The following is an 11,245-nucleotide window of genomic DNA, read 5'->3' as shown; positions in this document are numbered from 1 at the left end:
GCGAAGGCGCGGTCGAACCTCCTTCCAGCTTCGGGAGCAGATTACGTGAGGCACCGGCTCAGCATTCAGGAACATTTCTCGCGAGGCAATGCGGCACGCGCTTTTATTGTTGCTTTGCCGTTAAGCGCTCGAACTCGGAGATATGGGCATCGGCGCAGCGCGCCCAGGAGAATTCCTGCGCGCGGCGGAGGGCCTCCACCTTCAGCCGTCTCCGCTCCGTGGTATCGGTAGCGATGCGCATAATCGCTGCTGCGATGTCGGACGGATCGAGCGGGTTGATCAGCAGAGCGGCGTCGCCGCCGATCTCTTCCGTGCTCGAGCCGCGCGACGTAATGACCGGCGTGCTGCAGATGAAGGATTCCAGAATGGGCAGGCCGAAGCCCTCTGCGAGCGATGGGAAGACCGTGCAGATCGCGCCTTCATAGAGCGTCCACAGATCCTCTTCCGACACGCGCCCGAGAAAATGAACCCGCTTCATCGCATCGGCGGCGGATTTTTCCAGCTCGGTGAGATCGACCTTCCATCCCTCCTGGCCCACGATCAGCATGTGCAGATCACGAACCTCCGGCCTGTTCGCGAGCTGCGCGAAGGCGGCAAGGGCGTTGAGCAGATTTTTGCGCGGCTCGATCGTGCCGACGCAGAGCAGATAGCGCGCATTGCGCGGCAAATGGATGATTTTGCGCAGCTCGCGTCGTAACGCCCGCGCGCTCTCATCTGCAGCCAGATAAGCGACGGAGGTCGATGCGCGCAAGCTCGGCAAGGCGTCGAGAAGCTGACGTTGCGTCGCGCGCGAGTTGCAGAAGATATGATCCGCCGTCAGCAGCTGACGCAGCTGACGCTGGAAAGTGGACACGGCTTCCGCGTCGAACCATTCCGGCCGCTCAAGCGGAAACAGATCGTGCACCATTATGCTTCGCGGCAAGGCCGCAAAACGCGACGGCGTGGCTTCTGCAGGGAAATAAGGCAGCAGCACGATGGCGCGCGGCGGGATCGCATCTGTCTGATGCGCCGCGCGCTCGAGCCAATGTGGCTCGGCCTTGACGAGCATGCTCCACTCGCGCTGCAGCGATTGCGAATGGAAGACGCGCAGGTCGACTCGAGGATCGCGTAGCAGCTCGCTCAGGACATTTTTCACGTAGCGATAGACGCCGGTTCGCGCCTTCGGATCGACGACGGCCATGCAGAGAACGTCGATATTGGCGTAGACGACGATCACATCCTCTGATGCGGGCGTCTCCATCGAAAGCTTTGCGACCGTTTCGGCAAGGGCCTCGAAGCTGCGTGACGCCGCGCCGGCGAGAGCGGCGCGTAGCTCCTCGACGAGGGCTGCGCGTCCTCTCGCCTCGACTAGGCGACGCGCGTCGATAAACGCGCCGCGGGTCGGAATGCGGCGTTGCGCCGCTATCAGGCAGGCCAGCGAAAATTGCGAGTCGGACATCTTCTGCTCAGCATCTGCGTCGGCTCTACCGAACTGCGGCGCTGAAAGCGCAATGTCCAGCTCCGCGATCAGTGGACGATCGGGCCGACTGCGATATTCCTCCGAGCCGGTGAATTCCGCAATGACCGCTTCGCGCGATTTTCCGGTGCTGACCGCATGCGCGTAGCCATGCAATTCATCGTCTCCGCAGCCACGTTGAAGAATATAGGCGTAGGCGAGCAGGACGAACTCGAATATCGGAAGAGATAGGAGAATGTCGAGATCGTCACAGGCGAGAAAGGCCGGATCGACAGGCGGCACGAGGCGCGGCACGAAGGCCTTTTTCTCTTCGATCGACAAAGTCATGAATTTGACGGCGCGCAACAGCTTCGATCGCGTGCGCGCGTCGAATAACGAGAGATAGCGCCCGTAATAGAAAACGAAAGCGCGCGTGCGGTGCTCTGCTGGGCAATATTCCTTCAGAATATGCAGGATCGGGCGCACGAAATTGGCCGAGCGTAGTGAGAAGAATTTCATATTCTTCTTCGAGAAAGGGCCGTCGCCATCGATCGTAAAGCGGTTGTAGAGTCGCGCGCGCAGCGCGATCAGACGCCGTAGGCCGGCCTTTTCGGCGCGCATGGTGAACTCGCTATCCGCATGATAGTGCGGCGCGTTGCGCTGCTCATAAAGACCGATCATCTCGAAGACGGATTTATGCACGAGCGTGCCATTGCCGCACAGATAGTCGACCTCGATCATGTCGACGCCCACTCGCTCTTTCGAGTCGAGCGCGTCCTCATAAAGATTGGCGAAGCCGGTCTGCACGAAGGCGCCGCTCTCCCAGTTATTATATGCGCCAACGCCCCAGAGCCGACCCGGCTCATTAGCGTAGGAGATCACGCTGCCGACAATGGGCGCATCGCTTTCGAGCGCCCCTTCGACGATATTGGCGATGAAATCATCGGGCAGGATAGCGTCGTCATTGAGTGTGAGGATATAGTCGCAGCCGTCTTTCAGCGCTGCCGACACTCCCGAATTCGTCGCCGCCGTCCAATAATGCCAATCCGGGTCGTCGATGACGGTGATTTCGCTCGCACCGAGCGCTCGGAGCGCCTGCGGCGTGCCGTCGGTAGAGCCGGAATCGACGATGTAGAGCCGAAAAAAAGGGTAACTCTGCTTTCTCATGCTCTGCGCAAAGCCGAGCGTCCAATTGCGCCGATTGCGGACCGGCGTAACCACGCCGACGATCGGGTAGATCCGCCCATTTTTTTGCGGCGCGGCCGGCTTCGCGCTGAGGCACTTCGAGGCCGGGGCCGCGTTGCCTTCGAGGTTCGCCAAATCGCGTCGAAGGAAAAGATCTGCCATTCTCATTGTCAGTGACCGGCTTGAGAGTCGGAGAAAGACACGCAGCCGGGAAAGCGCAGACGCGTTCCGCGCGTGCAAAACGCGCTGAGATAGGCGATGTCGCCATTGTGCAGGTCGCCGAGCGGGCCGCCGCGTCGGATCACCGCATCGACGACAGTGAAGCTGTCTCTGCGATGCGCCTCATATTGCAGGACGCCATCGATTTCCGTCGGCGGCGGATCGAGCGTGATATTCGCGACGCCGGCGTCGAGCTGCCCGTGCGTCGCCGAAGGATTGAGATCGAGACCCATCAAAAGCGCGTCGATGATATCGGCCCGATAGAGGGAGGCGCTTCGCGGCAGAATGGTGACGAGCTGATAGAGCGCGTCATTGTAGCGACGGCTGAACTCGCGCGTCGCGAGCTCGCGCGCGTGGGGCTTGGACGAGTCGAGAACGATCAATCGACGCGCCTTCGCGAATAGGGCGCGCAGCGCTTCGTCGCTCAGCAAGGATATGTCGACGCCGACCGTTACCTGAGCCTGTGCGCCGAAGAGATGCGCATGAAAGCGATTTATATCGTCGATCTCGCGCAAGGCCGCTGTCTCGTCCACGCCGAGCGGAGCGAGATAGAGCGCGAAGACGGCGAGATGCTCGATGATCGCGGAGCGTTTCTCGCGCCGTGGAAAGATCGCATCGGCGGCCGCGCCGCGCTTCTTGCGTTCGACGAGACTCTCTATGGCCCCGGTCAGCTGCTCGCCCATTTTTCGTGACGAAAAATTTTCGCCCTGCGCAAAGCCTCTTTCGGCGAGCTCACGGCGAAGGTCCTCGTCGAGCCAAAAGCGCTCTATGTCGTCGGCCACAGCGATCGCGTTTCTTTCGTTCTCGAAATAGGCGCAAGCGTCGCCACAGATCTCTCGGATCGCCGAGGATGTCCCGGTCAAAATCGGAACGCCGAGCTTCATCGCATCGACGAGGGGAATGCCGAAACCTTCGTAAAGCGACGGAAATACCAGGCCGACGCTATGGACAAAATAATGAAGCAGCGTCGATTCCGGGAGGAAGGATTCGGTTCGCACGAGGTCCGTGATACCGAGCTGCGCGGCCGTTGCTTTCAGTTCTGCGACGCGATCTTTCTTCGCGCCCGTGTTGGTCAGCATGATTGGAACGTCGAGGCCTCGCCGGCGGAGCAGGGCGATGGCCTGCAATAAGATCTCGTGGTTCTTGTGAACCCAGGGCACGGCCGGATAAATGAGATAGCGACCGGCGTCGCAGCTCTGGGCGCGTGCGGCGGCGATGTCTTCTCGCGACAGGCCAGCGTCCTCGGCCATGAAGCCGCTGAGATGAGCCACATGGATGCCGTCAACGCCGTAGAATTGCTCGAAGTTGCGTTTCTCGAAATTAGAAATGGCAACGAGAAGATCGGCGCGATCGAACACGTAGCCGTATTCGCGTAGACGCATCGCATTCTCCGTATCGGAGAAGAATGTCGGATGATGCATGTGCTGCAAATCGAGAACGCAACCGAGCACGGGCACATGCTTGGGAATATAGGTTGGCCGTAGCGCGTTCAGCGGGTCGAAATAGCAGTCGCACCATTCGAGATGTTGCGTCATCTGTTCTGTGTCATCGGCGGTCACGACAACGAACTCGGCCTTCGGGTAGCGGTGAGCGAGATCGGCGTGATACGGTGGGGCGGCGACGCGCAGCGAGACGAACTCCGGCAAATGTGTGAGATAGGCTTTGCAGAGGCGGCCGGCTCCGCCGGCACCCTCGGTCTCTGGCAGCAAGCGCACCAGATTCATCAGCAGGCGGACACGACCTTCATTTTCGCGCCGAAGACGCGCAGCTTCCGCCTCGGAGGCTGTCGGCTCGAATGCGAGTCCGAGGAGCGAGAACGTCGGCCTCGAGCCGTCGGCTGGATCGAAACGTATTCGCGTGATCGGCTTGACGAGGCGACAATAGGCAGTGAAGCCGCCATCCGGCTCCTCGAAGAAGCGGAGGGGAAGTCGTTCTGCCTCGGAAAATCCGGATCCTGTGTCGATGTAGAACGAGGCCTCGCCGAGCCGATGTAGTCCGGCACCGCCGATCGCGCGTATCGCATAAGTGCCAGGGGGGAGTGGGATCAAGCCGAAGCCGGCGAGATCGAATTGTGGATCGACGCCGGTGACGTTCCATTCGCCGGCCGTAACCACACCAGCTTCTAGATCGAGCAGAGGGACGATGTCGAAGCTGCGCGGAAAGCGGGTGATGAACTTGCCGAGGTTCATTGATCGGAAGGCTGAAGTGACGAGACTTCGGGTTGATTCACCTATCGACACGTAAACCTCAAGTCGTTGATTTTACCTTTTAATATATCGATATTGCATCAAGTCAACTCGTTCATGACAGAGGTTCGCTCGCGACCAGCGAGAGGAGAAACATAGATTCGCAGCGTCGATCGATAATGCGGCGTGGCCAGCTCCACCGACCGAATAATTCGAAGCTCGGCTAGCGAGAATTCGCTGCGCGCTTCAGGTGACCGGGTCGAGCACCGGGGCGGCGGCCGCTTTCTCCCTGGAGAGGAAAAAGCGATAGGCGTCGGCGACGCCGTCCTCGAGGGAAACCTGCGGCGCCCAGCCGAGCGCGCGAAGCCGGCTCGAATCCATCAGCTTGCGCGGCGTTCCATCGGGTTTCGACGAATCGAACGCCAGCCGGCCCGAGAAGCCGACAGCGCGCTGCACCGTCTCCGCGAGCTCGCGAATCGTCACCTCGGATCCAGCGCCGCAATTGATGTGCTCATAGCCATCATAATGGTCGAGGCAGAACACGACGCCACGCGCGAGATCGTCGACATGCAGAAATTCCCGCAGCGGAGTCCCGGTACCCCATATGACGACCTCGTCGCGCTTAGCCGCTTTGGCCTCGTGGAACTTGCGAATCAGTGCGGGCAGCACATGGCTCGTCTGCAGGTCGAAATTATCATTCGGCCCGTAGAGGTTGCAGGGCATTACGGAAATGTAGCTGCGGCCATATTGCTTGCGATAGGCTTGGCATAGCTTGATGCCCGCGATTTTCGCGATCGCGTACCACTCGTTGGTCGGCTCCAGCGGGCCTGTCAACAGCGCATCCTCGGTGATCGGCTGTGGCGCGAATTTCGGGTAAATGCAGGACGATCCGAGAAAGACCAGACGGCTTACTCCCGCTGCATGAGCGGAGTGAATAATGTTGGTCTCGATGGCGAGATTATCATAGATAAAGTCGGCCGGATAAGTATCATTGGCGTAGATGCCGCCGACTTTCGCCGCGGCGAAGATGATCGCATCCGGGCGATTTTGCTTCAGCCAAACTTCCACGGCGATCTGATTGCGTAGATCAACCACCGAACGGTCCGCTTTGAGGACGACTTCTCCTTTCGCCTCAAGATGCCTAGTCACGGCGGAACCGACCATACCTTTGTGTCCTGCAACCCACACTCGGCGCGTGTCCGCCATTTATGACTACCCCTCTCCGGCCTAGGGCTCGCCCACATTCTCGGAATAGAGCCGTGGAATTTCTACTGCAGATACGTCCCGGAGCGCAAACAAAAAATTGCTTACGCCTATTGATCAGCTTGGTTTTGTGAGGTGGAACAGCGTGCTGTCCGGCTGGAAGCGCAGCCAGAACCAGGCGAGTTCCACCAAGCACGCCCGCAGCCGCTCGGGGGCATGGAAACGTCTACCGGTGGCTGAGCGAGCATTATGATTACGTCGAGGGGAGGATCAAGAAGCAGAAGAACCCGCCTGGCGAAGAGATCGCCCGCGCGGATCGCGCGCGACACGGTTGTCGGGGCGAGGGGGAAGGCTCCAACGACTCGCTCGGTGAGGAAAGTGTGGGCGCGCGTTTGTTGCGACGTGGCGGCGGAACGGGCGGCGCGGGACGCGCTGGCCGAGCGACGGCGCAACTATGCGTCACGGCAACTGCTGGCGCAGCCTCTTATTGTGGAGGCGGCGGGGCGGGCGTTCGTTCCTGTGGGCGGGGCTCAGACGGCGGTGGCGACGACAACGGCGGCTGCGGAGAAGGAGGAAAAGACACAGGTCGCGAGGCGAAAATTGGTATGCTTGTCGAGGACGAGGCCGATGTCGGAATTTTGAGGGGGTGACAGCTTCAGATACGCGCAGGGTCGCGCGAGGCTCGTAGGAGCGATGGGGCGGAAAGAACCGCGCCGCCGCGACAGTCGGAAAGGGAATTGCAATGACCCTGTTGGACGCGGAGGGCGAAGGCTGCGGCGACGTTCGTCGCGGTCGCGTCGTTGGGGCAGAGGAGGCGCGCGGCCTTGAGGGAGATCTGGGGGCGAGCGGGCTTATTGCGTTTCGCAGCGGACGTTTGGGGACGCTTGGTCATGATCGTGATCCTGATTTTCTGGGCCGGGGGTCTCGCCGGCCCGATGCCGGTTTGTTCCCCGCGGTGCGGTCCCTGAAAGCCGAGCCATGAGAGCGGGCCTGCACCAGAGTCCGGCGCCCATCGGGCGGCGGCGGCGCGGGCCGTAGCAAAGCGGAGGACGGCGAGACGCCGACTCCATCGTCGCACATCTTGCGGCACCACCTCGTCGGCCCCCTGCCGTTCGATCGCTTTGATCTACGTCACGACCAGCTCCGCCGGTTGAGCAGTCGCTCGATCCACGACGGCACCGCTGAAGGAAGCGCGGAGTCATGGTTGTGCGACAGTCCGCCAACTGAAACTTCAGCTACGTCCTACGCTCACGTAGGCGAAACCGTGCTTGCGAATATCGGGGGGGAAGTAGACGTTGCGCAGATCGACGATCACCGGCGTCTTCAGCAGCGTCTTAATGCGGTCGAGATCGAGCGCGCGGAAAGCGTCCCATTCGGTGACGATGACCAGCGCATCGGCGCCTTCCGCCGTCTGATAGGGATCCTCGCAGAAGGTCACTTCCGGCATCAGCGGCTTTGCCTGGCTCATGCTCTCGGGATCATAGGCGTAGACCTTGGCGCCGTCGCCGGCGAGCGAGGCCACTATGGCGAGCGAGGGCGCGTCGCGCATATCGTCGGTGTTGGGCTTGAAGGCGAGGCCGAGCAGCCCGATCTTCTTGCCGCGCACCGAGCCGCCGAGCGCCGAGATCACCTTGCGGGCCATGGCGCGCTTGCGGGAATCATTCACCGCCACCACCGTCTCGACGATGCGCAGCGGTGCGGCGTAATCCTGTCCGGTCTTCAGCAGGGCGAGCGTGTCCTTGGGGAAGCAGGAGCCGCCATAGCCCGGCCCGGCGTGCAGGAACTTCGAGCCGATGCGATTGTCGAGGCCGATGCCGCGCGCGACCTCCTGCACATCCGCGCCCACGCGCTCGCAGAGATCGGCGATCTCGTTGATGAAGGTGATCTTGGTCGCGAGAAAGGCGTTGGCCGCATATTTGGTGAGCTCGGAAGTGCGGCGGCCGACGAAGACCAGCGGCGGCTGGTTGAGGCTCAGCGGCCGGTAGATTTCTGACATCACCTCGCGGGCGCGCTCGTCCTCGACGCCGATGACGACGCGGTCCGGGCGCTTGAAATCCTCGATCGCCGCGCCCTCGCGCAGAAACTCGGGATTGGAGACGACGGCGAAATCGGCCTTGGGATTGACCTCGCGGATGAGGCGCTCGACCTCGTCGCCCGTGCCGACCGGAACCGTCGATTTGTTGACGATGACGGTGAATTTGTCGAGCGCGCGGCCGATGGTCTCGGCGGCGGCGTAGACATAGGAGAGGTCGGCGTGACCGTCGCCGCGGCGCGAGGGCGTGCCGACGGCGATGAAGACGGCGTCCGCGCCGCGCACGGCCGGAGTGAGATCGGTGGTGAAGAACAGGCGGTTCTGCTTCACATTATTGGCGACGAGCTCGTCGAGGCCGGGCTCGTAGATCGGAATCTCGCCGCGCAGCAGGCGCTCGATTTTGGAGGCGTCGCTGTCGACGCAGGTCACGACATGGCCGAAATCGGCGAAGCAGGCACCGGAAACGAGGCCGACATAGCCCGATCCGATCATTGTAATATGCATGGTTCCACAGTCCTGGTAATTGGTGAGCCCGCGCCCGACACGAGCACGTGAGTGTTCTACGCATCCTGGCTTGATCTTGTAAAGCAGCATCGTATGCAGGAGCCGCCAGGACATCGACCACTGGCGCGGCACTACCGTCTGCTTTTTAGAACTTCTTCGAAATAGGCAATCGTGCGAACAAGACCTTCTTGCAATGAGACCTTCGGCGACCAGCCGAGCGACTGTTTGGCTATAGTAATATCTGGCCGACGTTGCTTAGGATCATCAGATGGAAGCTGTTCGAATACCAGTGTTGATTTAGAGCCTGTGAGGTCTATGACGAGCTCCGCGAGCTGGCGGATAGTGAACTCACCTGGGTTCCCGATGTTGATCGGTCCCGTGACTTCGTCAGCAGAGTTCATCATGGCTAGAAATCCTTCGATAAGATCATCAACGTAACAAAATGAGCGTGTCTGGTTTCCGTCCCCGTAGATTGTGATCGGTTCGCCACGTAATGCTTGGATGATAAAGTTGGAAACAACGCGTCCATCCTTGACATGCATGCGCGGACCATAGGTATTAAAGATACGTACGACTTTGATCTTCAGTCGGTGCTGCCTATGGTAGTCGAAAAACAGTGTTTCAGCGCAACGCTTGCCTTCGTCATAGCAGGCACGAAGGCCCAGCGGGTTGACATTGCCCCAGTAGGATTCTGGCTGCGGGTGAACAACTGGATCGCCATATACCTCCGATGTGGACGCCTGGAAGATCGGGGCCTTCAAGCGCTTGGCTAAGCCAAGCATATTTATTGCGCCAAGAACGCTAGCCTTTGTTGTTTGAACGGGGTCGAGCTGATAATGAATAGGCGATGCGGGGCAAGCAAGATTGTAAATTTCGTCCACCTCGACGAACAGCGGGTGCGTGACATCGTGGCGAAGTAATTCGAAGTTTGCGTTTGATTGGAGCCGCTCGATGTTTCTACGTTGTCCAGAAAAAAAATTGTCGACACATATAATTTCGTTTCCTGCAGTCTTCAGGAGGCGTTCACAAAGATGTGATCCGAGAAACCCGGCCCCTCCCGTAACCAAAATTCTTCGGCCTGTCATTTTCTGCCCCGGTTTTTCATGATGCTTACTGCAAAGACATCTTTGCGGTAAAAATAAGCGCTACCACTAGACCAATATCATCCCGTAGCAATCCATGCAACTTGGCGCATCGAGTGTCGTAGGACCTCGCCGAGCGCGGAGGTGTGCGTCATTAGATGCCGTAATGGCCCCCGTCCCGAGCCTGACGGCGAAGGACAGCGGCTTGTCTCCTGTATCATGATGAAACGGGGCTTTGGCCGAGGTCGGCCCTCGGGCATGCGGGGCGGATCCGCGCCCGCATCTTCGCGATCGGCTGCGGCTATGAGGACGCCGACGATCTCGACTTTCTACGCTCCGATCCGGCGTTCAAGCTCGCCTGCGGACGCCTGCCCGACACGGGCCGCGATCTCGCCTCGCAGCCGACGCTGTCGCGGCTCGAGAACGCGCCAGCCCTGCGCGATGTGATCCACCTGACCTATGCGCTCGTCGACCAATGGATGGCCTCCTACGACGAGCCGCCGTCCTCCGTCACGCTCGACATCGACGACACATGCGACATCGCGCATGGCCATCAGCAATTGTCGCTGTTCAACGCCCATTATGACGAGCGCTGCTTTCTGCCGATCCATATCTATGACACGCAGAAGAGCCGCCCCGTCGCCATGATCCTGCGCCCGGGCAAGACGCCGTCCGGCGTCGAGGTGAGAGCGCATCTGCGCCGGCTCGTGCGGCATATTCGCAAGTCTTGGCCGGCGACCCGCATCCTGTTTCGCGGCGACGGGCATTATGCGCGGCCCGAGGCGATGGTCTGGTGTGAAGATCACGGCGTCGATTACGTCTTCGGCCTTCCCGGAACCAAGCCGCTGTCCAAGAAAGTCGACGAGACGGCGGACGCTGTCCGCGTCGAGCGCGCCTTCGATGACAAGGACGTCGTGCGCGGCTATGCCGAGACGCGCCATCGCGCCAAGTCCTGGGACAGGGAACGACGCGCGATCGCCCGCATCGAAGCGACGCGGCTCGGCCTCGATATCCGCTTTGTCGTCACCAATCTCCCATATGGCGCGCCGCAATGGCTCTACGACAGTCTCTACTGCGCGCGCGGACAGCCGATGTCGTCGCCAGCGACGAAACCGGCATGCGCATCGAAGGCGTCAACGCGGATCACTGGGTTTTCCGCTGCGATCGCGCGGTCGTGCACGAAGCCGATTTCACCCGCTCCGCCGAGGTCGTGCGCCGGACCATGAACGGCGCGCGGCCGAAGGTATGGCTCTCCGATCGCTACAGCGCCCAGCAGCGCCACGCCGACCGTCAAGCAGGCCTGCCTCGCGCATCTGGCGCGCGAGGTCGCCTACGGCGTCGAGGCGAGAGACGACGCGGCGCCGTTTCGGCTGAAACTCTGGTTCGACCGCGCCTTCGC

5 protein-coding genes and 2 pseudogenes are annotated in these 11,245 nt (G+C 60.7%); 2 read left to right on the top strand and 5 right to left on the bottom strand.

The genetic code is table 11. The annotated features are described in order from the left end of the window. Window positions 1-103: 103 nt before the first annotated feature. The 5 genes from A1351_RS23505 to A1351_RS24240 all read right to left on the bottom strand — a co-directional run bounded on the left by A1351_RS23505 (window position 104) and on the right by A1351_RS24240 (window position 9,849). On the bottom strand, window positions 104-2,656 hold the full coding sequence (locus tag A1351_RS23505) for a glycosyltransferase (protein WP_198162472.1): 2,553 nt from the start codon (window positions 2,654-2,656) through the stop codon (window positions 104-106). 134 nt (window positions 2,657-2,790) lie between these two features. Continuing rightward, window positions 2,791-5,028 carry a glycosyltransferase family 1 protein gene (locus A1351_RS23500; RefSeq protein WP_064034084.1) on the bottom strand — a complete coding sequence of 746 codons (2,238 nt, stop codon included), beginning with the start codon at window positions 5,026-5,028 and terminating at the stop codon, window positions 2,791-2,793. Between the two features lie 243 nt (window positions 5,029-5,271). Next, window positions 5,272-6,231 (bottom strand): GDP-L-fucose synthase, encoded by a 960-nt coding sequence (locus tag A1351_RS23495; RefSeq protein ID WP_064034083.1) that lies wholly within the window; start codon window positions 6,229-6,231, stop codon window positions 5,272-5,274. 1,228 nt (window positions 6,232-7,459) lie between these two features. Continuing rightward, window positions 7,460-8,764: a UDP-glucose/GDP-mannose dehydrogenase family protein gene (locus A1351_RS23485; RefSeq protein WP_064034081.1), complete on the bottom strand. Its 1,305-nt coding sequence runs from the start codon at window positions 8,762-8,764 to the stop codon at window positions 7,460-7,462. A 131-nt stretch (window positions 8,765-8,895) separates the two neighbouring features. Beyond that, entirely contained in the window at window positions 8,896-9,849 is a 954-nt protein-coding gene (locus A1351_RS24240; RefSeq protein WP_083967482.1) for a UDP-glucuronic acid decarboxylase family protein, read from the bottom strand. 269 nt (window positions 9,850-10,118) lie between these two features. On the opposite strand from A1351_RS24240, the pseudogene A1351_RS23475 reads away from it, so the two are divergent. Together A1351_RS23475 and A1351_RS24235 are read left to right on the top strand one after the other, a co-directional pair. Further along, a pseudogene (locus A1351_RS23475) lies at window positions 10,119-10,934 on the top strand (IS1380 family transposase); the annotation flags it as partial. Further along, a pseudogene (locus A1351_RS24235) lies at window positions 10,928-11,245 on the top strand (transposase); the annotation flags it as partial. The pseudogenes A1351_RS23475 and A1351_RS24235, both read left to right, overlap by 7 nt.

This window comes from Methylosinus sp. R-45379 (assembly GCF_001644125.1).
In the GTDB taxonomy this organism is placed as follows: Bacteria; Pseudomonadota; Alphaproteobacteria; order Rhizobiales; family Beijerinckiaceae; genus Methylosinus.
This window is presented reverse-complemented; position numbering and strand designations above follow the sequence as displayed.

Coding starts and splice junctions, on each gene's coding strand:
- A1351_RS23500 (WP_064034084.1), bottom strand. CDS start 5,028: ATGAACCTCGGCAAGTTCATCACCCGCTTTCCGCGCAGCTTCGACATC.
- A1351_RS23495 (WP_064034083.1), bottom strand. CDS start 6,231: ATGGCGGACACGCGCCGAGTGTGGGTTGCAGGACACAAAGGTATGGTC.
- A1351_RS24240 (WP_083967482.1), bottom strand. CDS start 9,849: ATGACAGGCCGAAGAATTTTGGTTACGGGAGGGGCCGGGTTTCTCGGA.
- A1351_RS23485 (WP_064034081.1), bottom strand. CDS start 8,764: ATGCATATTACAATGATCGGATCGGGCTATGTCGGCCTCGTTTCCGGT.